We start from the raw sequence: 23,167 nt of genomic DNA on the forward strand, positions 1-23,167 counted from the left end.
AGCGCTTATGAGGCCGGTCGCGGGATGGGGCGCCCGCTACGCCCATCAGTCAGGATGTAGCCCGATTTTTCGTGCAACGGGACCTTTAGTGTGACCGTGCCGCTCTTGATGTGGACCGGGAGGGTGAACACGTTCCGGTGCCGCGTGGTGAGCACGGCCGTGTGCTCGCCCGTACGCGTGGTCTCGTACAGCCAGACCAGCAGTCTCCTTCCGTGCGCGCGCAGGACGACCTCGGCGGTGTCGCACTGGCGCGGTACGGCCGGCCACGTCAGCACGAGCTCCGCCCCGGCCCTCGCCGACCGGGGAACGGGGGCGCGCTCGTCACAGGCGGGCATGGGGACGGGCACCGCGTGCGAGGCGGGCTCGGTGGCCGGCCGGATCCGGGAGGGGGTCGCGAGGGCGTTCATCGCGATCGTCCCGGCCTCCAGCAGGGCTAAGGTCGCGATCGCGCCCGCGCGTTCCGCCTTGCTGCCCTTGACGAGCAGCCACAGGCAGAGGGGGGCGAGGATGAGCCAGGCCACACCGAGGGAGAGGGCCAGCATGAAGAACCTCCACTAGTTGGTGACTCTCCGTATTACCGTGATTTCGGAGGGGGTTCGCCCTCTTCGATATCACATGACCTCAGCGTTGCAAACTGTGTACTCTTCGTGATCGACGGCGCCATCGGGGCGCCGGGCCACGGTTCGAAGGGTGCCTGAGGTGCGTCTCCATCTGCCGGAGGACATCAAGCACGAGGTCGCCAAGGCAGCACGGGCGCGCGGGATGTCCGAGGAGGTCTGCGTGGGCTTGAGTGATCAGCCCTGGGTGGGGGCGCCGTGGAGGGTGGCGCCGGCCTGTTGGAGCTCCGCCATGGCCGCTTCCGTGGTCGTCGGGGCGACGCCGGCCGTCAGGTTCAGCAGGACCCGCACGGCCAGGCCGTGCTTGACCGCGTCGAGGGCCGTGGCGCGGACGCAGTGGTCGGTGGCGATGCCCACCACGTCCACCTCGTGGACCTCGCGCTCCCGCAGCCAGTCCGCCAGGGACGCGCCGTCGCCGGAGACGCCCTCGAAGCCGCTGTAGGCCGCCGCGTACGCCCCCTTGCTGAAGACCTCCTCCACCCCCGACACGTCGAACGACGGATGGAAGTCGGCGCCGGGGGTGCCGGCCACGCAGTGGGCGGGCCAGGTGGAGACGTAGTCGGGGGCGTCGGAGAAGTGGGTGCCGGGGGAGATGTGGTGGTCACGGGTGGCCACGACGTGGTCGTAGGCGTGGTCGGCCACGTGACGGGTGATCGCCGCGGCCACCTCCGAGCCCCCGGCCACGGCCAGGCTGCCGCCCTCGCAGAAGTCGTTCTGCACATCGACGATGATCAACGCGGTGCCCATAGGTAGCACGATACGTCAGGCGAATTCCGTGGGGATCGCCGCGTAGCCGCGTCCGAGGTGGAGGGCGTCGGAGGGGAGGATGGCGACGGCGGCCTGGTGGCGTTCGCGGGCGGCGGACAGGGGTTCGCGGCCGATGACCTTGCCGTCGTGCACCAGCTCGTGGAGGAGGGGGATGCCGTTCTCGGGGACGAGCTCGCCGGTGGTGATCAGCTCGGTGTCGGCGGTGCCGGTCTCGTCGAGCAGCCGGTACGCCTCCTTGCGGCCCCCGCGCGACGGTTTGCCCACCGAGCGCTTGGCCACGGCCTCCAGCTTGCCCGTGGCCGTCTCCCTGGCCACCAGCTTGTACACCAGGGCCGCGGTCGGCACGCCTGAGCCGGTCACCAGGGAGGTGCCCACGCCGTAGCCGTCCACGGGGGCGGCGGCGAGCGCGGCGATGGCGTACTCGTCGAGGTCGGAGGTGACCAGGATGCGGGTGTTGAAGGCGCCGAGCGCGTCGAGCTGCTCGCGTACCTCCTGGGCCGCCGCCGCCAGGTCTCCCGAGTCGATGCGGACCGCGCCCAGCTTGGGCCCGGCCAGCTCCACGGCCGTGCGTACGGCCTCGGGAACGTCGTAGGTGTCCACCAGCAGCGTCGTCCCGGCCCCGAGCGAGGCGATCTGGGCCTCGAACGCCGCCCGCTCCGTGTCGTGCAGCAACGTGAACGCGTGGGCCGCCGTGCCGGCCGTGGGCACGCCGTACACGCGTCCGGCCATCAGGTTGGAGGTCGAGGCGAACCCGGCGATGTAGGCGGCCCTGGCGGCGGCCACGGCGGCGGCCTCGTGCGTACGGCGGGAGCCCATCTCGATGAGCGGGCGCGGCCCGGCGGCGTTCGTCATGCGTGAGGCGGCGGAGGCGATCGCGCAGTCGTGGTTCAGGATGGACAGCGCGACGGTCTCCAGCAGGACGGCCTCGGCGAACGTGCCCTCCACGACCATGATCGGGGAGGCGGGGAAGTAGAGGTCGCCCTCGCGGTAGCCGTAGATGTTCCCGGAAAACCGGTAATCGGCGAGAAACGCCAGAGTGGCGTCGTCGACAACCTGGTGCTCCCGAAGATAAGTGAGTTCATCGTCACCGAAACGGAAGCGTTCGAGCTCGTCCAGGACACGTCCGGTACCGGCGACCACCCCGTAGCGCCGCCCACCTGGCAGATGCCGGGCGAACACCTCGAAAACCGCGCGCCGGTGCGCCGCGCCGCTCCTCAGCGCGGCCTGCAACATTGTCAGCTCATAGTGATCTGTGAGCAACGCAGTGCTCATGGTCATTGTCACGAGTCGAAGACTACGGCCCAGATAGGGCAGACTCGTGGATGTGGGTAGCACCGCTCCAATCGCCGTCGAGCGTCCGTCATCGGACGTCCGGCCCGATCTGCCATGGGTGACCATCGTCTGGAACGACCCCGTCAACCTCATGTCTTACGTGACCTATGTCTTCCAAACGGTCTTCGGCTACACGAAGGAGAAGGCCGAGAAGCTGATGCTCGACGTCCATCAGAAGGGCAAGGCGGTCGTGTCCAGTGGCACGCGCGAGGAGATGGAAAGGGATGTGCAGATTCTCCACTCCTACGGCCTGTGGGCGACGGTCCAGCCGGACTCGGTCAAATGAGTCGGATGAGGTGGCACTGGTGAGTTCGGGGTTCACACGAGGCAAGAACGGCGGCGTCATCGCCGTGTTCGAGGCGGCGGAGGTCTCGCTGCTGCGCTCGCTCGTCTCCATGATGCTCGGCATCGTCTCGCCCGGGCAGACCAGCGACGACCCGCTGGAGCGGGCCCTGGGCATCGGCGACAGCGCGGTGCCGTCCGATCCGGTGCTGGCCAGGCTGTTCCCGTCGGCTTATCAGGATGAGAAGGACTCGGCGGAGTTCCGCCGCTACACCGAGGCCACGCTGCGCGACGGCAAGCGCGCCGACGCGCAGACCGTGCACGAGACGGCGACGCCCGGGCACGCGGAGCTGAACGCCGAGGAGGCCCAGGCGTGGCTGCGCTCGCTCAACGACCTGCGGCTGACGCTCGGCACCAAGCTCGACGTGACCGAGGAGGTCCACGACGAGATCGCGATCATGTCCGAGGACGACCCCCGTTACCCGGCCTACGTCACCTATGACTGGCTGACCTACCTCCAGGACAGCCTGGTCCGGGCCCTCTGGTAATTTCCGGGCATGCTGTCGATCGCGCAGGAACTGGTAGACAAGATCGTCGCCCATGCCCGGGCCGATCACCCCGACGAGGCGTGCGGCGTCATCGCGGGCAAGGGCGGCGTGCCCGAGCGTTTCGTCCCGATGGAGAACGCCGAGCGTTCGCCCACCTTCTACCGCTTCGACTCGATGGAGCAGTTCCGGGTGTGGCGGGAGATGGACGACCGGGACGAGGAGCCCGTCGTGATCTACCACTCCCACACCGCCACGGAGGCCTACCCGTCGCGCACCGACGTCTCCTACGCCTCCGAGCCCGACGCCCACTACGTGCTGGTCTCCACGAGGGACGAGAACGAGGTGGAGTTCCGCTCCTACCGGATCCTCGAAGGTGTGATCACCGAGGAAGAGGTAAGGTTTCTCCCATGATGGTCAGGCCTGTGCAGAGCTTTCTGTTCGCACATACTCCGGCTGTCGTCGTCTACGACTGTCGCTGACGCGGAATCCGCATCAAGCCGTCGGTGTTGCTGCCGATGGGACGACGACCTGACCTGAGGAGACTGACCGCGATGGCCATCGAGGTTCGCATTCCGACCATCCTGCGTAATTACACTGACGGCGCCAAGGCCGTGAGCGCCGAGGGCGCCACCCTCGACGAGCTGATCAGCAATCTCGAGGCCAGCCACCCCGGCATCAAGGCTCGCCTCGTCGACGAGGGCAGCCTGCGGCGCTTCGTCAACGTCTACCTGAACGACGAGGACGTGCGCTTCCTGGGCGGCCTCGGCACGCCGGTGTCCGACGGCGACACGGTGACCGTGCTCCCCGCCGTCGCCGGCGGGTGACATGCGTTTCGAATCGCTGATCGACTCGGTCGGCCGCACGCCTCTGGTCGGGTTGCCGAGGTTGTCGCCCTCCGCCGACGTGCGGATCTGGGCCAAGCTCGAAGACCGCAACCCGACCGGGTCGATCAAGGACAGGCCGGCGCTCTGGATGATCCAGGAGGCCGAGAAGGACGGGCTGCTCACGCCCGGCTGCACCATCCTGGAGCCCACCAGCGGCAACACCGGCATCTCGCTCGCCATGTCGGCCAGGCTCAAGGGCTACAAGCTGATCTGCGTGATGCCGGAGAACACCTCCGATGAGCGCCGCCAGCTCCTGCGCATGTGGGGCGCGGAGATCATCTCCTCGCCCGCGGCGGGCGGCTCCAACGAGGCGGTGCGGGTGGCCAAGGAACTGGCCGCGAAGAACCCGTCCTGGATCATGCTCTACCAGTACGGCAACCCGGCCAACTGGCGCTCCCACTACGAGAGCACCGGCCCGGAGATCCTGGAAGACCTGCCCACCGTCACCCACTTCGTGGCCGGGCTCGGCACGACCGGGACGCTGATGGGGGTCGGGCGGTTCCTGCGCGAGCGGGTGCCCGAGGTCCGGATCGTCGCGGCCGAGCCGCGTTACGGCGAGCTGGTCTACGGGCTGCGCAACGTGGACGAGGGGTTCATCCCCGAGCTCTACGACGAGTCCGTGCTGACCACGCGCTTCTCGGTGGGTTCCGCCGACGCGCTGAAGCGCACACGTGAGCTGCTGGCCACCGAGGGCATCTTCGCCGGGGTCTCGACCGGGGCCGCGCTGCACGCCGCGCTGGGCGTGGCCGCGAAGGCGGTCCAGGCGGGGGAGCGGGCCGACATCGTGTTCGTGGTGGCCGACGGCGGATGGAAATACCTGTCCACGGGAGCCTACGAGGGCACGCTGGAGGAGGCGGAGGATCGCCTCGAAGGCCAGCTCTGGGCCTGATCTCGACGACGGGCTCGAAGGCCGGCTCTGGGGCCTGATCTCGACGACGAAAGGCGGCCGGTCCCATCGGACCGGCCGCCTTCGTCGTTCGAGGTGACTCTTCGAGGTGACTAGTTGAACAGCAGCCGCAGCGAGAACGTCGACTCGGTGTCGCTCTGCGTGCCGCTCAGCCCGACCGCCCGCAGCACCTGGGCGTTGGCCTTGTCATCGCCCTGCATGGACGCCAGGTAGAGCTTCTCGATCTTGTCCAGGTCGACGAACAACGCGTAGTTCACGTCGGCGGCGTTCGGGATCGCCGTCTGGAACGTCTCCGAGTCGCCGAGCGTGCCCTCCTCGGCCAGCTTCTTGGCGTACTCGTCCGTCGTCGCCACCGTGAAGACGCCGTCGCCGGAGACCTTGGCGATCTGCGGAGCGGGCGAGCCGTTCTGCGTCATCGCCTGCGTGACCTTGTCCAGGATCGCCTGCGCCTTGGCCGGGTCGGTGGTGACCTTCACGCCACCCTTGACCTGGTCGCTGTCGAGGCCCTCACTGTCCACGGCGATCGTGAAGTTCTTGCCGAGCACCGTGGCCAGGTCCCCGGGCAGATTCAGGCCGAGCTGCGTCTTGGCGCTCTGGAGGAGCTGGCTGATCTCCGCGGAGCCGGCCGCCGTGGCCTGCTTCTCGATCTCGGCCCACTGCTTGGTGACGATCTGGTCCAGGCCCGAGACCGACAGGGCGCCCGCGGTGCTGGCGGGCAGGGTGCCGAGGTTGGCCTTGGGCAGGTCGCCCTCGGGGGTCATGCCGTTCGCACCGCGTACGACGCCGGCGAGCTCGACGTAGGCGCTGTCGAAGCGCAGTGCGCCGGCGAACCTGGCGTCCTTGATCTTGTCGAGGGTCGCGGCCTGGCCGGCCGGGACTTCCTTCTTGGCCAGTTCGAGCATGCCGCCCATGTCGGCCCAGAACGACAGCACGCCCTGCTCGCCGACCGCGCCCATGTCGTCGCTGAACTCGGCGTTGTCGGACAGGCTGCCTTCGCCCTGCGCGTACTTGTCGGCCAGGGCCTGCGTGGAGCTCAGCAGCGCGTAGTCCTCGCGGAAGGCGACGCCGTACTTGTCGCCCTCCATGAGCTTGGCGAGGCCGGCCTTGGCCAGCTCCTGGTCCTTGACCTGGATGGCCACCGCGTAGTCGGGGTCCTCCTTGCCGGAGGGCACGGCGGCGAAGCCGATCCGGCTGCCCAGCCACGGGTCGACGTCCTTGGCGAAGTCGAGCTTGCTGTCGGAGTCCTGGCCGTTGATCGTGTCGAACAACGCCTTACGCGGGTCCTCACCCGAGAAGGAGTCCTTGGTGACCGTGAACTTTCTGGCGAGCTGGAACAACGCCAGCTTCTGGTTCGCGGCCGGGTCGAGGTCAAGACGGGCGTAGGCGATGGAGTTCGCGGGCAGGACGTCGTTCGGCTGCGTGCCGCCGCCGCCGAAGGAGCCCACGGCCCACACCGCGCCACCACCGAGCAGGACCACGGCCAGTGCCGCGGCTATGGCGATGATCCAGCTCTTGCGGCCCTTCTTGGCGGGTTCCGCGGGGCCGAAGCCGTCGGGGCCCTGCTGCTGCCAGCCGCCCTGGGCGTACTGGTCCTGCTGCTGCCAGCCCTGCTCCTGTTGCCAACCCTGCTGTTGCTGCGGCTGTTGCTGCTGCTGCCAGCCGCCCTGAGGCTGCTGCCCGCCGTACTGCTGGCCGCCATGGGGCTGCTGTTGCTGCTGCCCGTAGGTGGGTTGCTGGCCATAAGGCTGTTGCTGGCCGTAGGGGGGCTGCTGGCCGTAGGACGCCTGCTGCCCGTAGGCACCCTGTCCTTCAGCGGACTGCTGGCCATAGGGCTGCTGCTGGTACGGCTGTTGCGGTGGGTAGGGCTGCCCCGGATACTGCGCCGTCGGCGGGTTCTCCGGCTGCTGCCCCTGGTTCCAGTTATACGCCGTGGTCCGGTCAGGATCCTGGCCATAGGGGGGATTGTTCGCAGACATCACTCAACTCACAATGTGGACTTTTGACCACAGTGAAGGTAGCTGATGTTGCTAGACGTGCGCTTGCAATGTACTGAAGTTGGAATTTAGACCCGGCTGAGTTCATTTCTCAGGACATCGATGTGGACCTCCCCATCTCCGTAGTCTGTGACGTTCTCCCACGGCACGAACGTGCACCCCGCGTAGACCAGTCGCGCCAGCGCCTGCGAGAGCCACGCCGATCGGCCCTGGCGATCGCGGGTGAGGCCGAGCAGGAGCGGAGCGCGCCTGCCTGACACCACCAGTCCGTAGACGGTGTGGCTCTGCTGAAGCTCCCCTTTGTGCCTGACCACCCGGATGTCCACCACGAAACCGACCCACACCCCGTTGGAGTCCCAAACGGACTGACCGATGAGTTCGGTGACACTTGCCATGATCAAACGTTGTCACCCGAATCATGTTTTCGCAGGTAGGCGCGCTGATGGGCGAATGCTCTAGAGTTGCTAGAACATAGTTCCAGACGTGAGGCAGGGGCGAATGACGAAGTTCGACGAGGCCACGCAGGCGATCAGGGTGGACGAGAGCACCTACGACGTGTGCCTCGACACCGGATACGCGATCGGCGGGCCGCTCAACGGCGGTTACCTGATGGCCGTGATCCTGCGGGCGGCGGTGGACGCCTCGCCGTTCGAGCATCCGGTGAGCACGACGGCGCAGTTCCTGAAGGCGCCGGTCGCCGGTCCCGCGCAGGTGCGGGTGGAGCCGTTGAAGGCGGGCAGGACGGTCGCGTTCGCCAGGGCGACGCTCGTACAGGATGGGGTGGCGCAGATCGAGGGGCTGATCACGACGGCCACGCTGCACAACGGCGAGCCGATTTATGCCGAAAAATCGGCGTATGAGATGCCGCCGGTCGAGGACTGCGTCAAGCTCCCCGATCCCAAGCCGGAGTCCGGCATGACCCTGAACGCCCAGATGGAGCTGCTCTTCGACCCGCCCACCATCGGCTGGCTGAAGGGCGAGCCCGTCGGCAGACCGGAGTCGCGGGCGTACTTCAGGATGGCCGAGCCCCAGGACCCCGACCCGTACGTGCTGGCGCTGGCCGTGGACGCGCTGCCGCCCGTGGTGTTCTCCGCCGGCCTGCGCGGCTGGGCGCCCACCGTGGACCTCACCTGGCACCTGCGCGCCCTGCCCGCGCCCGGCTGGCTCACGGTGCTCGGCAGCGGCCGGTTGATTTCGGACGGCTGGTTCGACGAGGAGGTCGAGGTACGCGACTCCGCGGGCCGTCTGGTGGCCCAGTCGCGCCAGCTCGCCCGGGTCGGCAGAGGGTGACGTGACGGGCTGATGTGACCAACGCAACACCGCTACAAGCTCACGTGTCGCACCTGTGAGCATTCTTACGCAGTGTTGATCGTGCAGGTCGCCTACCCTCTAGAGCGTGCCGGACGCGAGTATTGGGATCTTCGACAGCGGGGTCGGCGGTTTGACGGTCGCGCGCGCGATCATCGACCAGTTGCCCCATGAATCCATCACGTACGTGGCCGACACGGCCCGTCAGCCGTACGGGCCGAAACGCATCGCGGAGTTGCGCGCGTACGCGCTGGAGGTCATGGACCACCTGGTCGAGCAGAACGTCAAGATGCTCGTGATCGCGTGCAACAGCGCCAGCGCCGCCGTGCTGCGCGACGCGCGCGAGCGTTACGACATGCCGGTCGTCGAGGTGATCATGCCGGCCACCAGGCGCGCGGTGCGAGCCACCCGCAACGGCAGGGTCGGCGTGATCGCCACCAGGGCCACCATCGACTCCATGGCCTATCACGACGCCTTCACCGCGGCGCCCGACGTGGAGCTCACCGGCGTGGCCGCCCCACGCCTGGTGGACTACGTCGAGCGAGGAGAGACGATGAGCGACGAGCTCATCGAGGCCGTGCGCGAATACCTGGAGCCCGTCAGGGCCGCCGGGTGCGACACGCTCATCCTCGGCTGCACCCACTACCCCCTGCTCACCGGCGCGATCTCCTATGTCGCGGGTGACGGGGTCACGCTGATCTCCAGTGCGGACGAGACGGCCAAGGACGTCTACCGGATCCTGCACGACCGCGATCTGGCGGTGGGAGGCGAGGCCACCCCCCGGCACCGCTTCCGCGCCACCGGCGACTCCCTGCTCTTCGCCCGGCTCGGGCGGCGTTTCCTGGGCCCGGAGATCGATGTGGTCGAAGTCGCACCCGCGGGGGGTACTACCTTTAACGGGAGGCCCACATGAAGGTGACCATCGTCGGATGTTCCGGGAGCTACCCCGGTCCCGACAGTCCCGCGTCCTGCTACCTCCTCGAAGCCGACGGGTTCAGGATGTTGCTCGACCTCGGCAGCGGGTCGCTGGGCGCGTTGCAACGCCACATCGGCCTGTACGAGGTTGACGCGATCTGCCTGTCGCACCTGCACGCCGACCATTGCCTGGACATCTGCGGCTATCACGTGGCGCGCACGTACGGTCCCGAGGCCCCGTATCCGGTCGTGCCCGTCTACGCGCCCGCGGACGCGCCGGCCCGGCTCGCGGCCGCGTACGGCATGCCGGAGGAGCCGGGCCTGGAGACCGCGTTCGACTTCGTGGCGCTGGCGCCGGGCTCGTTCGAGATCGGGCCCTTCACGCTCACCACGGGCCTGGTCAACCACCCGGTCGAGGCGTACGGCTTCCGCGTCGTCAACGGTGGCAAGAGCCTGGCCTACTCCGGCGACACCGGCGAGTCGGGCGAGCTGGTGAAGCTGGCCATGGGCGCCGACCTGCTGTTGTGCGAGGCGTCGTTCATGGAGGGCCCCGACCTGCCTCCCGACCTGCACCTGACCGGCCGCCAGGCGGCCGAGCACGCCGCCAAGGCCGACGTGGGCAAGCTCGTGCTCACCCACCTCGTGCCCTGGAACGACCAGGCCGCCGTGCTGGAGGAGGCCAACGGAGGCGGCTACGGCGGACCGGTGGAACTGGCCCGCAGCGGCGCCGTCTACGACCTGGCCTGAACCTCGGTGAAGTCACGCAGGCGTGGCAGCGGCGAGAACAGCAGCGGCACGAACGCCACCGCCCGGCCCGCCATCAGCAGCCACAGAGTCTGCCGCACCCCGATCTGCTGAGCGACGAGGCCGCCGAGCAGCGCTCCCAGCGGCATCACACCCGACGACAGGAACCGAACCGACGCGTTGACCCGGCCGAGCAGGTGCTCGGGGGTGACGGTCTGCCGGTAGGTGATCTGGCCGATGTTCGACAGGGTCGCGCCCCACGAGATCATGATCGAGGCGATCCCGAAGCACACCACCCGCCAGTCGGGCTGCGTCATCGGCAGCAACAGGCCGAACGGAGCGCCGATGGTGGCGGCCAGCCAGGTCATCCTGGCGGTGCCGTGCCTCCTGGCCAGCCAGCCGCCGGTGAGGCCGCCCAGCAGCCCGCCGAATCCGCCCGACATGAGCAGCGCCCCGACGGCCCCCGGAGTCAGCTTGATGGTCTCGGCCAGGAACAACACCGACAGGCCCATCACGCCGCTCACGCACAGGTTGCCGATCGTCGAGGCGGCCATGAACGCGCGCAGCAGGGGGTCCTGCCACACGAACGAGAGCCCTTCGCGGATGCCCTGCAGCAGCGGGCGGCGCTCGGTGTCGCTGGGCGGTTTGTCGGGCGTTCTGATCGAGGCCAGCAGGAACACCGACGCGAGCGCGCCGAGTGCGGTGGCCACCATCGTGCGCTGCGCGCTCAGCAACTGCACCAGCACGCCGCCCACGCCCGGTCCCGCGAGGAACGATCCCGAGCGCACCACCTCCAGTTTCGCGTTGCCATCGCTGAGTTGCGGCCTGCTGACCAGATTGGGCAGATAGGTCTGGTCGGCCACGTCGTTGAAGACCTGGGCCACCCCGGCCAGCAGGGCGACCGCGAACATCATCTCGATTGTCAGCACCCCTAGCGTGGCCGCCACCGGAATGCTGCCCAGCAACAGGAACCTCGCCAAGTCGGAGGCCATCATCACCCGGCGTTTGCGCATCCTGTCGACCCAGACCCCCGCGGGCAGACCGAAGATCAGGAACGCGGCCGTCTGCAGCGACGACAGCAGCCCCACCTGGGCGGGACCGGCGTGCAGCACCATCACCGCTATCAGCGGAAGCGCCACACGGGAGATATTCGCCCCCAGTTCGTTCGCCACATGCGAACTCAGGAACCGGAGAAAGTCAGGGTTTCGCAACACCCCCGTTGTCATTGCGTAAGGATCCATGTGTCGGACACATTTGGTCAAGAGTGTTGTGGCGCGGAGATAGGGTGATCTGCATGTCCCGACAGGATGGCCGCAACCCTGACCAGCTACGTCCCATTACCATCACCAGGCAATGGCTGACCCACGCAGAGGGGTCGGTGCTGGTGGAATTCGGCGGCACCAGGGTGTTGGTCGCCGCGTCGGTCCAGGACAGTGTGCCTCGTTGGCGCAGGGGCAGCGGGCAGGGCTGGGTTACGGCCGAATACGCGATGTTGCCGAGAGCGACCAATACGCGTAACGATCGTGAATCGGTCCGCGGCAAAATCGGCGGCCGGACTCACGAGATTTCCCGGTTGATCGGGCGCTCGCTGCGCGCCTGCGTCGATTACAAGGCGTTGGGGGAAAACTCCATTCTGCTCGACTGCGACGTCCTGCAGGCCGACGGCGGCACCAGGACCGCGGCGATCACCGGGGCCTACGTCGCGCTGGCCGACGCCATCGAGTGGATGCGCAAGCGGCGCATGTGCCCCGGCGACCCGCTCATCGGCTCGGTCGCGGCCGTCTCCGTCGGCGTGGTCGGCACCGTGCCCATGCTCGACCTCTGCTACACCGAGGACGTCGCCGCCGAGACCGACATGAACGTCGTCATGACCGGTGAGGGCAGCTTCGTCGAGGTTCAGGGCACCGCCGAGGGCGCGCCCTTCGACCGCGGAGCGCTCAACCAGCTTCTCGACCTGGCCGTGGCGGGTTGTGAGGAGCTGACCCTGATCCAGCAGGAGGCCCTCGGCTCATGAAGATCGTGCTGGCCACCCGTAACGCGGGCAAGATCGCCGAGCTGCGCCGCATCCTCGCCGGGTTCGACATCGTCGGGCTCGAGGAGTTCCCCTCGATCGGGGAGGTCGCCGAGACCGGGGTCACGTTCGAGGAGAACGCCCTGCTCAAGGCGCACGCGGTCGCCCAGGGCTCCGGGCTGCCCGCGGTGGCCGACGACTCCGGCCTCTGCGTCGACGTGCTCAACGGCATGCCGGGTGTCTTCTCCGCCCGCTGGGCGGGGCGGCACGGCGACGACAGCGCCAACCTGGCCCTGCTGCTGGCCCAGATCTCCGACGTGCCCGCCGACAAGCTGACCGCCCACTTCGCCTGCGCCGCGGCGCTCGCGCTGCCGTCCGGGGACTATCGGGTGGTGGAGGGCGTGCTGCCTGGCCACCTCGTCACGACGCCGCGCGGGTCAGGCGGGTTCGGATACGACCCGATCCTCGTGCCCGACGGTGAGCAGCGCACGACGGCCGAGATGGCGCCCGAGGAGAAGGACGCGATCAGCCACCGGGGGCGGGCCTTCCGCGCCCTGGCGCCGATCGTGCGCGAACTGGTCAGCTCGTAACCACCGCGTAAGAACCCGGAGGTGCGGAGCAACGTACCTTCGGATTGTGCACAGGAATGAGATGGTCCCCGCCTGGGCGGGAGCCTTGGCGGGATTGGTGTCAGGAGGCGTGGCCCTCGGGATCGCGCAGCTCGTGGCCGGGTTCGTCGGGCCAGAGACGTTTCCCGTGGTGGCCGTCGGCGATGTGACCGTCGATCTGACGCCCGCCCCGGTCAAGGACTTCGCGATCAGGACGTTCGGCGAGAACGACAAATCCGTGCTCGTCGGGGGCGTTCTGGTGGTGCTCGCCGTGGTGGCCGCGCTCATCGGGGTGCTGGCCAGGCGGCGGCTCGCCTACGGCTACGCGGGGCTGGCGGCGTTCGGGGTGGTGGGCGTGCTGGCCGTGGTGACGCGGCCTGACGCCGGCGCTCTGGACGTGATCCCGACCGTGGTGGGGGTGGCCGTCGGGGCTTGGGCCCTTTCCTGGCTGCTACGCCGTGCGTCCGTGCCGGGCCCCGCGGCTTCCCGCGCCCCGGCGTCCACGGTCGCCGCGCCTGAGGAGGGCGTTCCTGACGCCGCTGCGGATCGATCGGCCGGGAGCGAAGGCGGCGTCGAGCAGCGGGCGGCCCGGAGCGGAGCCGGCGTCGAGCCGTCGGCGGCCGGGATGCCGGGCGCCGACGGTGCGGAGCCGGAGCGGCCGGCTGTCGTACGGGCCGAAAGCGAGGCGGGGGAGCCGGAGCGGCCGGCTGTGATGCGGGCCGGGGGCGAGCCTTTGGTGTTCGATCGGCGGCGGTTGCTGACCGGCGCCGCAGGGGGCGTGGTCGTCGCCGGGGCGACGGCCCTGTTGGGGCGGCAGTTCGGGGCGGGGCGGGCGGTGGACGCCGCGCGCGTCGGCGTGACGCTGCCCAAGCCCGCGACCCCGGCCAAGGCCCTTCCCGCGGGTGCCGATCTGCGGATCAGGGGCCTGTCGCCGTTCGTCACGCCGAACAAGGACTTCTACCGCGTCGACACCGCCCTCGTCGTTCCCCAGGTCGATCCGAACGACTGGACGCTGCGCATCCACGGCCTGGTCGACCGCCCGGTCGAGCTCACCTACGCCGACCTGCTGAAGATGCCGCTCACTGAGGCCGACGTCACGCTGACCTGCGTCTCGAACGAGGTCGGCGGCCCCTACGTGGGCAACGCCCGCTGGCTGGGCGTGCGTATGGCCGAGGTGCTGCGCCGGGCGGGGCTGCGCTCCGACGCCGACATGTTGTTGTCCACCTCGGCCGACGGCTTCACCTGCGGCACCCCGGTGGACGTGGTGATGGACGGCCGCGAGGCGCTGTTCGCGGTCGCGATGAACGGTGAGGCGCTCCCCGTCGACCACGGCTTCCCCGTGCGGCAGGTGGTGCCGGGACTGTACGGGTACGTGTCGGCCACCAAGTGGGTGGTGGACATCAAGGCGACCAGGTTCGACACGGACGAGGCGTACTGGACGCCCCGGGGCTGGTCGGCCAAGGGGCCCATCAAGACCGAGTCGCGCATCGACGTGCCCAAGTCGGGCGACTCGCTCAAGCCGGGCGGCGCCACGATCGCCGGAGTGGCGTGGGCGCAGCACGTCGGTGTGGACGCCGTCGAGGTGCGGGTGGACCGCGGGCAGTGGCGGCAGGCGAAGCTGGCCCAGGTGCCCGGGCCCGACACGTGGCGGCAGTGGTCGATCGACTGGGACGCCACTCCCGGGAAGCACACGATCGAGGTGCGGGCGACCGACGCGTCCGGGCGTACCCAGACCGATCAGCTCGCCCCGCCCGCGCCCGACGGCGCGACCGGATGGCACACCATCACCGTTCAGGTGGGCTGAGGTATGGGCCGTTTGCGCAGGTAAGAGAGATAGTCCGGGCGGAGAATCTTGCCGACTTCGCCCCCTTGACACGGTGTCGCCTCTACGATCGTTCGTCGAGCATGACAGGAGGCAGGCCGTGTTCCGCGAGCGCAAGCCGAGTGTCCCGCAGGGGGAGTACAACCCCGTGGTGGCGGACGGGGTGCGGTGGCTCGACTACGAGCGGGCCGCCGACTCCGCGAGCACCGAGCCCCGTGAAGGGCCCCGTGACGAGTCCCGTGAAGGGCCCCGTGACGAGTTCGTGGCGCCGCCGGAGGGCGGCGACTGGTTCGACCTGCCGCGGCGGCCGCCCAGGCTCGCCGACAGCCGCCCGTACGGCGTGCCTGGCGGGCTCGCCCAGCCGGACCCGCAGGTGGAGCGGGACCTGGCTGAGGCGCTGCGGCCCGGCGCCCGCTTTCCCGACCCGCGCGGCACCTGGGTCCGGCTGGTCAACGGCGGCGGACCCGCCGACGACCCGTTCAGGGCCTCCAACGCCGCAGATTGCGCGCTGGCCGTGCTGTCCACCTGGCACGGCGAGCCCGCGACGGCCGCGCCGAGGCTGCCCGAGTACGACCGGATCGGCCGCCCCGCGCTGACCGGCGAGCGGGGGAGCGTGGCCAGGATCGAGCGCTGGGCCGGGCAGCGCCTGCAGTACGCGGGCCAGGGACGGCACGCCTACCCCATGATCGCGCGGCGGCTGCTCGACGCCGGGCACGGCGCCGCCGCCGTCATCGTGGTGCGCTGGCCCGGTGGCGGCTCCCACGCGTGGAACGCGGTCAACTACGACGGCGAGGTGATCTGGATCGACGCCCAGCGGGGGCACATGTCGGTCGAGCCGCCGTACCGGACCGTGACAGGGGTGTTCTGCGTGATACTCGACCGTCAGGGACGGCCGCGATGAACCTGGAGCAGGCCAGGGCGCTGGCGGAGGAGTACTTCAACGGGGTTCGGGAGCCGGAGGAGGCCGTGCCGGTCGGTGTGCACGGGTTCGACGGCGGTTACGTGGCGTGGGTGCGCGACCTCGAACCCGACGATCCGGCCCGGCTGCCGGAGACGACCGGGGGCGGGTGCGTCGTGATCGACCGGGCGACGGGCGAGGTCGTGGCCCGGCCGCTGCTCGACCCGGAGTCCGTGGCCGAACTGTGGCCCGGCCGCACGCCCCGCTGACCTCAGATCTGGCCTCAGAGCTGACCTCACCCGGCCGCACGTCAAGCTGACGCTGGGGCTGACCTCACCGGGCCGCACGCCACGATGACCTCAGGGCGCGCCTCAGATGCGTGGCCGGGCGCCGCCCCCATAAGACGCCCGACCAGCCCATACCTTCTATCCTAATTCTTCGCATTTATTCGGCTACGGGGCTTTCGTCCGAGATCAGCTGGTGGCGAGGGAGCCCACGATGGAGGCCCGCGCGGCGCGGCGGGCCGGGATCACGGCCGCCAGCACGCCCGCCACCCCCGACAGCACCACGAACAGCACGATCTGCGGCACAGGCACCGAGAACACGGCGCCCGTCAGGATCGCCCGCATCGCGGCCCACCCGAAGACGAGGCCGAGCACGACGCCCACCAGCGCCCCGATCAGGCCCAGGACCAGCGCCTCGACGGACAACATGCCCCGTAGCTGCGGCCGGGTCAGGCCCAGCGCCCGCAGCAGGGCCGACTCCCTGGTGCGTTCGTGGACCGAGAGCGAGAGCGTGTTCGCGATGCCCAGCAACGAGATCAGGATCGCCAGCCCGAGCAGCCCGGTGATGATCGCGAGCATCATGTCGAGCGTCTCGTCGAACTGCCCGCGGATCTCCGTCGAGCTGGCCACCTGCACGGTCGGATAGGGCGCGGCGGCGGCGTCCACCACCGCGCGGGCCCGCTCCCCGGCCACGCCGTCCCCGACGGTGACCATCACCCGGGAGTCGGGCACCGCGCCGAAGTACGTCTCGAACGCCCCCTCCGGGACCGTGACCGGCGTCAGCGTGGACTGGTTGCCGTCGAGCAGCGCGACCACGTCCAGCGAGACGGTCCCCGCCCGCTCGGTCCTGACCGTCACCGTGTCGCCGACCCGCACACCGAGCCGCTCGGCCACGGTGTCCTCCAGCGCTGCCTGGCCCGCCCCGAAGCCCTTCATGGAGCCGGCGGCCACGTACGGCTCGATGGGACCGCTGAAGGTGCCCACGACGAGACGATCGCCCGCGACCACGGCCTCGACCTCGCGGATCTGCGCCACGGAGGCCAGCTCCCGATGGCCGCGCAACTCCCCGGCCACGGACCTCGGGATGACCGAGTCGCGCTCCTGGCTGGTGAGCACGTAGTCGATCGGGAACTGCTCGTCCAGCTTGCCGGTCATCGTCAGCCTGGTCGACGCGGTGACCACCGAGATCAGCGTCATGAGCGTCACCCCGATCGTCAGCGCGACCGTGGTGGTCGCGGCCCGCCTCGGGTTGCGGCCCGAGTTGTCCACCGCCAGACGGCCCGGCACCCCGAACACCCTGCGCGGGATCCAGCCCACCAGCGCGCTCAACGGCTTGACCAGCACCGGGCCCAGGATGAGCACCGCCAGGAACGTCAGCGCGCCCCCGGCCATGACGACGAACAGCGCGACCTCACCGGGTTCGAGGGCGAACACGCCCGCACCGGTCGTGCCCAGGCCCGCCAGCAGGAAGAGGGCGGCGAACGCGGCGCGTGCCAGGCCGGTGCGGAACGCGCGTTCCTCGGGCTGGCTGCGCAACGCCGCGATCGGCGGCACCCGGGTGGCCGACCTGGCCGGCAGCAGGGCCGCGCACATCGTGACCACCAGCCCGACGGCCAGGCCGATCGCGACCGTGGCCGGGGTCAGCGCGGCACCCGCGTCCGTGGGCAGCGGGGCGTCGGCCGCGCCGAGCACGGCCAGCGTGGCCGTGGCCAGGCCGTACCCGATGATCAGGCCCAGCGCGGAGGACAGCAGGCCCACGACGGCCGACTCCAGCACGATCGAGCCGAACACCTGCCCGCGCGTGGCCCCGATGCAGCGCAGCAGCGCCATCTCCCGCGTGCGCTGGGCGATGAGGATGTTGAAGGTGTTGTAGATGACCAGCGCGGCCACCATCATCGCCACGACGCCGAACATCAGCAGCCCCAGCGTGAACATCTGAGCCTGCACCCCGGCGGCCTTGGCCAGGTCGTCGGCCAGTTCGGCGCCGGTCTTCACCGTGTACGCGCCGCCCGCGGCCGCCGCCACCGCCTGCTTCAGCCCGGGGCCTGAGCCCGCGACGTCGATCTCGGCGTATCCCTTCACACCGGTCATCCGCCGCGCGGTGGCCGGGGTGAAGCCGACCGCGCCGGTGTAGGCGAGCATCTGGTCCACGCCGGTGTCGATCAGCCCGACGAGCCGGAAGTGGTGCGCGCTCTTCTTCCCGTCGAGCACGGTGATCATGTCGCCGAGCCGGAAGCCCTGGGCCTTGGCGGTGTTCTCGTCCAGCACGGCCGCCAGGTCGTCGGTGCCGGGGCCGGTGCCGGAGACCACGTCGGTGCGGTCGAGCGGGCCCGTGATGACGGACAGGGCGGTGGTGGGGGCGTTGCCGAAGGTCTTGCCGTCCTTGCCGAGCACGGGCGCGCCGCCACGGATCAGCCCTCTGGCCTCCGTCACGCCCGGGAGCGCCTGGACGCGCTGCAGCACCTTCTCGGGCAGCAGGCCGTCGCTCTTCCCGGGCAGCACGGCCACGTCCACCTTGCCCGCGTCCGCCGTGACCCGCTGGGCGAAACCCGCCTGAACGGTGTCGTTCAGCACGAACGTGCCCGCGATGAAGCCCACGCCCAGCATGATCGCCAGCGACGTGAGCAGCAGTCTGAGCCGGTGCGCGCGCAACCCGGCCAGCGCCGTCCTCAGCACCTCACGCCTCCAGTCGCACGAGCGTGTCCAGCACGGACTGCGGCGTCGGCGCGGCGACCTCGGTGACGAGCTCGCCGTCACGCAGGAACACCACCCGGTCCGCGTACGAGGCCGCGATCGGGTCGTGCGTGACCATGACGATGGTCTGGCCCAGCTCGCGTACGGAGGTGCGCAGGAAGGACAGCACCTCGGCGCCACTACGCGAGTCCAGGTTCCCCGTGGGCTCGTCGGCGAAGATCACCTGAGGCTTGCTGATGAGTGCCCTGGCCACCGCCACGCGCTGCTGCTGGCCGCCCGACAACTCCGACGGCCGGTGCGCGAGCCGGTCCCTCAACCCGACGGTGTCGATGACCCGGTCGTACAGCGCCTGGTCGGCCTGGCGGGCGGAGATGTCGAGGGGCAGGCGGATGTTCTGCTCGGCGGTCAGCGTGGGCAGCAGGTTGAACGCCTGGAAGACGAAGCCGATCCGCTCGCGGCGCAGCAGCGTGAGCCGCCGGTCGGTCAGCCCCGTGAGCTCCACGTCGCCGATGTGCACGGTGCCAGAAGTGGCGGCGTCGAGGCCGGCCAGACAGTGCATCAGGGTGGACTTGCCGGAGCCGGAGGGGCCCATGATGGCGGTGAACGCCCCGGTGGCGAAGGACACGGTCACGTCGCGCAGGGCGTGTACCCGGGCGTCGCCCTGGCCGTACACCTTGCTCAGATCGGTGGCCACCACGGCGGGCGGGGCCTGGAGCCGGGTCTCGGTGAGCGTCACATTCATCTCCTAGTCAGGAAATTTCAACGTGACCAACGCTAGGAGTGGAAATTTCGGGATCCATGGGTCCTGAGGAGGGACTTCGTGTGCGCCCGCCGATGACCCGCGTCAGACTTTCGGCCGATGGGAGGGCGCGATCAGACCGGCCTCGGCTGATGGAAGGGCGCGATCAGACCGGCCTCGTACGATGGGAGGGCGTGATCAGACCGGCCTCGTACGCGTACACCACCACCTGCGCCCTGTCCCGCAGCCCCAGCTTGGCCAGCACCCGGCCCAGATGTGTCTTCACCGTCGCCTCCGCCACCTCCAGGCCGCCCGCGATCTCCATGTTGGACAGGCCGCGCGCCACCATGAGCAGCACCTCGCGCTCGCGCGGCGTAAGGTCGGCGCCCGCCCCCACCGGCTCCCCGGTGGGCAGTTGCGCCGCGAAGCGGTCCAGCATCCGCCGCAACGTGCTCGGCGAGACCACCGACTCACCCGCGTGCACGACCTTGATCGCGCTGACCAGGTCGGCCGGCGGCACGTCCTTCAGCAGGAACCCGGACGCGCCCGCCTTGACCGCCGAGAAGGCGTATTCGTCCAGGTCGAACGTGGTCAGGATCAGCACCTTCGGCCCCTCGATGCGCCGGGTGGCCTCCACGCCGTCCATGGTGGGCATGCGCACGTCCATCAGCACCACGTCCACCTCGGTCGTCCGGAGGATCTCCAGCGCCGCGGCGCCGTCGCCGGCCTCCGCCACCACCTCGATGTCCGGCTGGGCCCCGAGCACCATCCTGAACCCGGCCCGCAACAGCTCCTGGTCGTCGACCAGCATCACGCGAATCACGCCGCCTCCTTGGCCATGGGCAACCGGGCCAGCACCTCGTAGCCGCCGCCCTTCCGGGGGGCGGCCGACACCGCGCCGCCGTACAGGCCGACCCGTTCGCGCATGCCGATCAGGCCGTGCCCGCCGGTGCCGCTCGGGGCCGCCGCGCCCCGCCCGTCGTCGGTCACCCGTACGACCAGGTCGGAGCTGTTGTAGTCGATCTCCACGGAGGCCCTGACATCGGGGCCGCCGTGTTTGAGCGCGTTCGTCAGGGCCTCCTGGACGATGCGGTAGACCGCGAGCTGCTGGCCCTCGGGCAGCTCGACCGGCACGCCGCCGACCCGCAACCTGGCCGGCACTGCCGAGTCGCGTACGAGCTCCTCCAACTGGCCCAGCCCAGGCTGCGGGGTGTAGTCGGTGCCCGCGGCCTCGTTCTCGCGCAGGACGCCCACCAGCCGGCGCATCTCGGCGAGCGCGGCGCGGCCGGTCTTGGAGATGTTCCTGACGGCCAGGCGGGCCTCCTCGATGTCGCTGTCCAGGGCATAGCCGGCGCCGTCGGCCTGCACCACGATGACGCTGACGTTGTGGGCCACGACGTCGTGCAACTCCCTCGCGATCCTGGCCCGCTCGGCCGCCGCCGCCATCATGGCCTGCTGGTCGCGCTCGCGCTCGGCCCGCTCCGCGCGCTCCTCCAGGCCCTCCAGGTAACGTCTGCGGGTGTTGGCGTACAGGCCGGCCAGCCAGATCGTGACCACGAAGATCGAGCCGCTGAAGAACATGCCGAACGTGGGCGTGGCCCAGTTGACCAGCGCCAGGAACACCCCCAGCTCCGCCACCAGGCCCGCCGCCAGCGCCCAGCGGAACGAGCAGCGGTAGGCCACCGCCCAGAGCGCCACCAGCACCGCCAGGTTGGCGGGCAAGGGCTGCTGGCCCGCCAGCCACTGTACGAAGCTGACCAGCGAGACGGCCGCGAACGAGGCGACCGGCCGGCTCCGCCACACCAGCGGCGCCAGGAGCACCGCCGACAGCCCCAGGTAACCGGCCACGCCTCCCGGGTTGATGGATCCGTACGGCAGCGCCAGAAGAGCGCACAACGCTGCCAAGGGAGCCACCCGGAGGGCGACCGTGAGCTTCTCGTGGCGCCTGGACCACGTTCGTACGCTGCCGAACACAACATCACGATATGTAGCCCCGGCGGGCCAGAGGTCCGTCTGGAGGCGGAAGTACGACTACGACCCAGGTCTTACATAGCTTTGCTCTTACGCGCGGCTTACGGTGGCTTTGGCATCCTCATTACTTGGGAGCGCCCCTCGCGGGTGAGTAAAGGGAGATCGTGATGGCGGATCATGATCGTGACGCCGGGTCGCGCGGCGAAGAGGAAGCACCGCGCGACCCGACCCGGCAACTCCGATACGGAGAGCAGGCGGACCAGGCATACGTCCACATCCCACCCACACAGCCGAGCCCACCCGACTGGGAGCCTTCCTACGGGGACTACCTGCGGCGCAAGAAGAGCCAGGTCATCGGTGCGGGCATCATCGGCCTCGTCGTCGGCGGCCTGCTCGGCGGCCTGACCGTCGCCGCCTTCAGCGACCCACGCGAGGATCACGGCCGGTATGAGATGGGGGTGAACGAGCCGGGCTGGGCGCCACGCGGCGAGTTCAGGGGGCCGAGGTGGCTCGAACCGGGTTGTTACCAGGCAGAGGACGGCAGCTATTGCGTCGTCCCGCCGCCACCCGAGGTGGCGGTCCCGGACGTTCCCGATCCGGCACCGGCGCCGACCAGGACCAGCTGACACTCGTAGGGCCGGTGGGATTCGAACCCACACTAACAGCCACCTAAAGACTGCGCCTCTGCCATTGGGCTACGACCCCTTTTCGCCTTTCCCTTACCGGCGAAATTCTCGGTCTGGGAATGGCAGTTCGGGCACAGGAAGCGGAGATTCTCCATTCGGTTGTCGAGCCAGTCGCCACTGATGTGGTCGACATGGAGCGTCAGCGGCCTTCCCTGCCACGTGCCGCTAATCTTACAGCCTGCGCACGTGTACGGGACCCCCGCTTCGCGCAGAGCGCGCCGCAGGGCCGGAGCCTTCTCGCGAATGGAACCGGCCGGGCGCAGCACGAGAACTTCCTGGTGGGAGCGGACCGTTGCGGAACGCCGCCCTTTGCCGTGGGCCTGGCCGACGAAATGGGAAGTGTCAATGCCGAAGTGCTTGAGCCGTCGGCTGATGTGGGCGTGGCTGCCGCCGGTCCACTTGACGCCCAGGCGCCTGAGCACGTCGGCGACGCTAAGGGACTCCGCGGCCGCCTCGGTGAGCAGCTCGCGAGAATACTTGATGTACGCCGCCACGGCGTCAGCCTAGAAAACGACTCCGACGTTTTCCCCGGCCGAAATGCTATTCGCTATTTTGCGTCGACTGCCCAATTCGGGCCCTCCGGCCGCGGAGGGCCCGATCGGGGGTCAGGACAGGCCGAGCTTCTTCTTGAGCGAGGCCACGTGACCCGTCGCCTTCACGTTGTAGAGCGCCTGCTCCACCTTCCCGTCCCCGTCGATCACGAATGTCGAGCGGATGACGCCCACCATCTCCTTGCCGTACAGCTTCTTCGGGCCGTACGCGCCGTAGGCCTGGTGGACGGCCAGGTCGGGGTCCGAGAGCAGGGGGAAGGTCAGGGCGTCGCGGGCGGCGAACTTGGCGAGCTTGTCCGGCTTGTCCTTCGACACGCCGAGGACGACGAAACCCTCGTCGGTGAGCTGGCCGAGGTTGTCGCGGAAGTCGCAGGCCTGCTTGGTGCAGCCAGGGGTCATCGCGGCAGGGTAGAAATAGAGGATCACCCGCTTGCCGCGGTAGGTGTCAAGGGAGACGGTGCCGCCGTCGGCGGTGGGTAGCGTGAACTCGGGCGCGGCGTCGCCGGGCGCGAGCTTGGTTTCGGTCAATGGGCCCTCCTGAGTTCCTCCCGCCAACCTACCGGCCTGGCCGCGGTGCCGTTCGAGGCCTTGACCTGACAGACTG

General features: G+C 69.6%; 26 protein-coding genes and 1 tRNA gene. 14 read left to right on the top strand and 13 right to left on the bottom strand.

Annotated elements, in window-relative coordinates; translation table 11 throughout:
* Positions 1-5 precede the first annotated feature (5 nt).
* The 3 genes from ACFPZ3_RS49295 to ACFPZ3_RS49305 all read right to left on the bottom strand — a co-directional run bounded on the left by ACFPZ3_RS49295 (position 6) and on the right by ACFPZ3_RS49305 (position 2,663).
* Positions 6-542 carry an SH2 domain-containing protein gene (locus tag ACFPZ3_RS49295; protein WP_379521356.1) on the bottom strand — a complete coding sequence of 179 codons (537 nt, stop codon included), beginning with the start codon at positions 540-542 and terminating at the stop codon, positions 6-8.
* A gap of 252 nt (positions 543-794) precedes the next feature.
* Positions 795-1,364, bottom strand: a complete 570-nt coding sequence (locus ACFPZ3_RS49300) for an isochorismatase family protein (RefSeq protein ID WP_379521357.1) — start codon at positions 1,362-1,364, stop codon at positions 795-797.
* A gap of 15 nt (positions 1,365-1,379) precedes the next feature.
* Entirely contained in the window at positions 1,380-2,663 is a 1,284-nt protein-coding gene (locus tag ACFPZ3_RS49305; RefSeq protein ID WP_379521358.1) for a nicotinate phosphoribosyltransferase, read from the bottom strand.
* 46 nt (positions 2,664-2,709) lie between these two features.
* Between ACFPZ3_RS49305 and clpS the strand changes: the two genes are divergently transcribed.
* The 5 genes from clpS (at position 2,710) to ACFPZ3_RS49330 (ending at position 5,320) form a co-directional block, all read left to right on the top strand.
* The gene (clpS, locus tag ACFPZ3_RS49310) at positions 2,710-3,003 is read left to right on the top strand and encodes an ATP-dependent Clp protease adapter ClpS (protein ID WP_379521359.1); all 294 of its coding nucleotides are present in this window, start codon (positions 2,710-2,712) and stop codon (positions 3,001-3,003) included.
* A 19-nt stretch (positions 3,004-3,022) separates the two neighbouring features.
* Positions 3,023-3,547: a DUF2017 domain-containing protein gene (locus tag ACFPZ3_RS49315; RefSeq protein WP_379521360.1), complete on the top strand. Its 525-nt coding sequence runs from the start codon at positions 3,023-3,025 to the stop codon at positions 3,545-3,547.
* A gap of 9 nt (positions 3,548-3,556) precedes the next feature.
* Complete coding sequence (locus tag ACFPZ3_RS49320) at positions 3,557-3,958, top strand: M67 family metallopeptidase (protein ID WP_379521361.1); 402 nt, start codon at positions 3,557-3,559, stop codon at positions 3,956-3,958.
* 140 nt (positions 3,959-4,098) lie between these two features.
* Positions 4,099-4,371, top strand: coding sequence for a MoaD/ThiS family protein (locus tag ACFPZ3_RS49325; protein ID WP_379521362.1), 273 nt, complete (start codon positions 4,099-4,101; stop codon positions 4,369-4,371).
* 1 nt (position 4,372) lies between these two features.
* Positions 4,373-5,320, top strand: a complete 948-nt coding sequence (locus ACFPZ3_RS49330; RefSeq protein WP_379521363.1) for a PLP-dependent cysteine synthase family protein — start codon at positions 4,373-4,375, stop codon at positions 5,318-5,320.
* A 110-nt stretch (positions 5,321-5,430) separates the two neighbouring features.
* On the opposite strand, the gene ACFPZ3_RS49335 is transcribed toward ACFPZ3_RS49330, so the two are convergent.
* Together ACFPZ3_RS49335 and ACFPZ3_RS49340 are read right to left on the bottom strand one after the other, a co-directional pair.
* On the bottom strand, positions 5,431-7,314 hold the full coding sequence (locus ACFPZ3_RS49335) for a DUF3352 domain-containing protein (RefSeq protein WP_379521364.1): 1,884 nt from the start codon (positions 7,312-7,314) through the stop codon (positions 5,431-5,433).
* Between the two features lie 86 nt (positions 7,315-7,400).
* A complete protein-coding gene (locus ACFPZ3_RS49340) occupies positions 7,401-7,727 on the bottom strand; it encodes a hypothetical protein (RefSeq protein ID WP_379521365.1) in 327 nt (108 codons plus the stop codon).
* Between the two features lie 103 nt (positions 7,728-7,830).
* Between ACFPZ3_RS49340 and ACFPZ3_RS49345 the strand changes: the two genes are divergently transcribed.
* The 3 genes from ACFPZ3_RS49345 (at position 7,831) to ACFPZ3_RS49355 (ending at position 10,302) form a co-directional block, all read left to right on the top strand.
* On the top strand, positions 7,831-8,622 hold the full coding sequence (locus tag ACFPZ3_RS49345) for a thioesterase family protein (protein ID WP_379521366.1): 792 nt from the start codon (positions 7,831-7,833) through the stop codon (positions 8,620-8,622).
* A gap of 106 nt (positions 8,623-8,728) precedes the next feature.
* Positions 8,729-9,553, top strand: coding sequence for a glutamate racemase (gene murI, locus ACFPZ3_RS49350; protein ID WP_379521367.1), 825 nt, complete (start codon positions 8,729-8,731; stop codon positions 9,551-9,553).
* The gene (locus ACFPZ3_RS49355; protein WP_379521368.1) at positions 9,550-10,302 is read left to right on the top strand and encodes an MBL fold metallo-hydrolase; all 753 of its coding nucleotides are present in this window, start codon (positions 9,550-9,552) and stop codon (positions 10,300-10,302) included. Before murI ends, ACFPZ3_RS49355 begins: the two co-directional genes overlap by 4 nt.
* On the opposite strand, the gene ACFPZ3_RS49360 is transcribed toward ACFPZ3_RS49355, so the two are convergent.
* Positions 10,287-11,540: an MFS transporter gene (locus ACFPZ3_RS49360; RefSeq protein ID WP_379521369.1), complete on the bottom strand. Its 1,254-nt coding sequence runs from the start codon at positions 11,538-11,540 to the stop codon at positions 10,287-10,289. The two genes, ACFPZ3_RS49355 and ACFPZ3_RS49360, sit on opposite strands and share 16 nt — an antisense overlap.
* 53 nt (positions 11,541-11,593) lie before the next feature.
* Here ACFPZ3_RS49360 and rph point away from each other — a divergent pair, with 53 nt between their 5' ends.
* The 5 genes from rph to ACFPZ3_RS49385 all read left to right on the top strand — a co-directional run bounded on the left by rph (position 11,594) and on the right by ACFPZ3_RS49385 (position 15,907).
* Positions 11,594-12,313, top strand: a complete 720-nt coding sequence (gene rph / locus ACFPZ3_RS49365) for a ribonuclease PH (RefSeq protein WP_379521370.1) — start codon at positions 11,594-11,596, stop codon at positions 12,311-12,313.
* Positions 12,310-12,900, top strand: a complete 591-nt coding sequence (rdgB, locus tag ACFPZ3_RS49370) for an RdgB/HAM1 family non-canonical purine NTP pyrophosphatase (RefSeq protein WP_379521371.1) — start codon at positions 12,310-12,312, stop codon at positions 12,898-12,900. The genes rph and rdgB overlap by 4 nt, the downstream gene beginning before the upstream one ends.
* Positions 12,901-13,009: 109 nt before the next feature.
* Positions 13,010-14,722 (top strand): molybdopterin-dependent oxidoreductase, encoded by a 1,713-nt coding sequence (locus ACFPZ3_RS49375; protein ID WP_379521372.1) that lies wholly within the window; start codon positions 13,010-13,012, stop codon positions 14,720-14,722.
* 118 nt (positions 14,723-14,840) lie between these two features.
* Complete coding sequence (locus ACFPZ3_RS49380) at positions 14,841-15,641, top strand: toxin glutamine deamidase domain-containing protein (protein ID WP_379521373.1); 801 nt, start codon at positions 14,841-14,843, stop codon at positions 15,639-15,641.
* Positions 15,638-15,907: a hypothetical protein gene (locus ACFPZ3_RS49385; protein ID WP_379521374.1), complete on the top strand. Its 270-nt coding sequence runs from the start codon at positions 15,638-15,640 to the stop codon at positions 15,905-15,907. The genes ACFPZ3_RS49380 and ACFPZ3_RS49385 overlap by 4 nt, the downstream gene beginning before the upstream one ends.
* A 204-nt stretch (positions 15,908-16,111) precedes the next feature.
* Here ACFPZ3_RS49385 and ACFPZ3_RS49390 read toward each other — a convergent pair whose 3' ends face one another.
* The 4 genes from ACFPZ3_RS49390 to ACFPZ3_RS49405 form a co-directional block, all read right to left on the bottom strand.
* The gene (locus ACFPZ3_RS49390; protein ID WP_379521375.1) at positions 16,112-18,598 is read right to left on the bottom strand and encodes an ABC transporter permease; all 2,487 of its coding nucleotides are present in this window, start codon (positions 18,596-18,598) and stop codon (positions 16,112-16,114) included.
* A gap of 1 nt (position 18,599) precedes the next feature.
* Positions 18,600-19,352 carry an ABC transporter ATP-binding protein gene (locus ACFPZ3_RS49395; RefSeq protein ID WP_379521376.1) on the bottom strand — a complete coding sequence of 251 codons (753 nt, stop codon included), beginning with the start codon at positions 19,350-19,352 and terminating at the stop codon, positions 18,600-18,602.
* A 169-nt stretch (positions 19,353-19,521) separates the two neighbouring features.
* A complete protein-coding gene (locus tag ACFPZ3_RS49400) occupies positions 19,522-20,178 on the bottom strand; it encodes a response regulator (RefSeq protein ID WP_379521377.1) in 657 nt (218 codons plus the stop codon).
* A complete protein-coding gene (locus ACFPZ3_RS49405) occupies positions 20,175-21,329 on the bottom strand; it encodes a sensor histidine kinase (RefSeq protein WP_379521378.1) in 1,155 nt (384 codons plus the stop codon). The genes ACFPZ3_RS49400 and ACFPZ3_RS49405 overlap by 4 nt, the downstream gene beginning before the upstream one ends.
* Before the next feature lie 164 nt (positions 21,330-21,493).
* Here ACFPZ3_RS49405 and ACFPZ3_RS49410 point away from each other — a divergent pair, with 164 nt between their 5' ends.
* Positions 21,494-21,952 carry a hypothetical protein gene (locus ACFPZ3_RS49410; protein WP_379521379.1) on the top strand — a complete coding sequence of 153 codons (459 nt, stop codon included), beginning with the start codon at positions 21,494-21,496 and terminating at the stop codon, positions 21,950-21,952.
* Between the two features lie 6 nt (positions 21,953-21,958).
* On the opposite strand, the gene ACFPZ3_RS49415 is transcribed toward ACFPZ3_RS49410, so the two are convergent.
* The 3 genes from ACFPZ3_RS49415 to bcp form a co-directional block, all read right to left on the bottom strand.
* Positions 21,959-22,031 (bottom strand) — tRNA-Leu (locus tag ACFPZ3_RS49415).
* On the bottom strand, positions 21,985-22,506 hold the full coding sequence (locus ACFPZ3_RS49420; protein ID WP_379521424.1) for an HNH endonuclease signature motif containing protein: 522 nt from the start codon (positions 22,504-22,506) through the stop codon (positions 21,985-21,987). Before ACFPZ3_RS49420 ends, ACFPZ3_RS49415 begins: the two co-directional genes overlap by 47 nt.
* A gap of 111 nt (positions 22,507-22,617) precedes the next feature.
* Entirely contained in the window at positions 22,618-23,091 is a 474-nt protein-coding gene (gene bcp / locus ACFPZ3_RS49425) for a thioredoxin-dependent thiol peroxidase (protein WP_379521380.1), read from the bottom strand.
* Positions 23,092-23,167: the final 76 nt, after the last annotated feature.

It is taken from the genome of Nonomuraea insulae (assembly GCF_042656245.1).

Coding starts and splice junctions, on each gene's coding strand:
- ACFPZ3_RS49360 (WP_379521369.1), bottom strand. CDS start 11,540: ATGGATCCTTACGCAATGACAACGGGGGTGTTGCGAAACCCTGACTTT.
- rph (WP_379521370.1), top strand. CDS start 11,594: ATGTCCCGACAGGATGGCCGCAACCCTGACCAGCTACGTCCCATTACC.
- ACFPZ3_RS49385 (WP_379521374.1), top strand. CDS start 15,638: ATGAACCTGGAGCAGGCCAGGGCGCTGGCGGAGGAGTACTTCAACGGG.
- ACFPZ3_RS49345 (WP_379521366.1), top strand. CDS start 7,831: ATGACGAAGTTCGACGAGGCCACGCAGGCGATCAGGGTGGACGAGAGC.
- ACFPZ3_RS49340 (WP_379521365.1), bottom strand. CDS start 7,727: ATGGCAAGTGTCACCGAACTCATCGGTCAGTCCGTTTGGGACTCCAAC.
- ACFPZ3_RS49305 (WP_379521358.1), bottom strand. CDS start 2,663: ATGACCATGAGCACTGCGTTGCTCACAGATCACTATGAGCTGACAATG.
- ACFPZ3_RS49410 (WP_379521379.1), top strand. CDS start 21,494: ATGGCGGATCATGATCGTGACGCCGGGTCGCGCGGCGAAGAGGAAGCA.
- rdgB (WP_379521371.1), top strand. CDS start 12,310: ATGAAGATCGTGCTGGCCACCCGTAACGCGGGCAAGATCGCCGAGCTG.
- ACFPZ3_RS49330 (WP_379521363.1), top strand. CDS start 4,373: ATGCGTTTCGAATCGCTGATCGACTCGGTCGGCCGCACGCCTCTGGTC.
- ACFPZ3_RS49325 (WP_379521362.1), top strand. CDS start 4,099: ATGGCCATCGAGGTTCGCATTCCGACCATCCTGCGTAATTACACTGAC.
- ACFPZ3_RS49355 (WP_379521368.1), top strand. CDS start 9,550: ATGAAGGTGACCATCGTCGGATGTTCCGGGAGCTACCCCGGTCCCGAC.
- ACFPZ3_RS49300 (WP_379521357.1), bottom strand. CDS start 1,364: ATGGGCACCGCGTTGATCATCGTCGATGTGCAGAACGACTTCTGCGAG.
- ACFPZ3_RS49320 (WP_379521361.1), top strand. CDS start 3,557: ATGCTGTCGATCGCGCAGGAACTGGTAGACAAGATCGTCGCCCATGCC.
- ACFPZ3_RS49335 (WP_379521364.1), bottom strand. CDS start 7,314: ATGTCTGCGAACAATCCCCCCTATGGCCAGGATCCTGACCGGACCACG.
- ACFPZ3_RS49295 (WP_379521356.1), bottom strand. CDS start 542: ATGCTGGCCCTCTCCCTCGGTGTGGCCTGGCTCATCCTCGCCCCCCTC.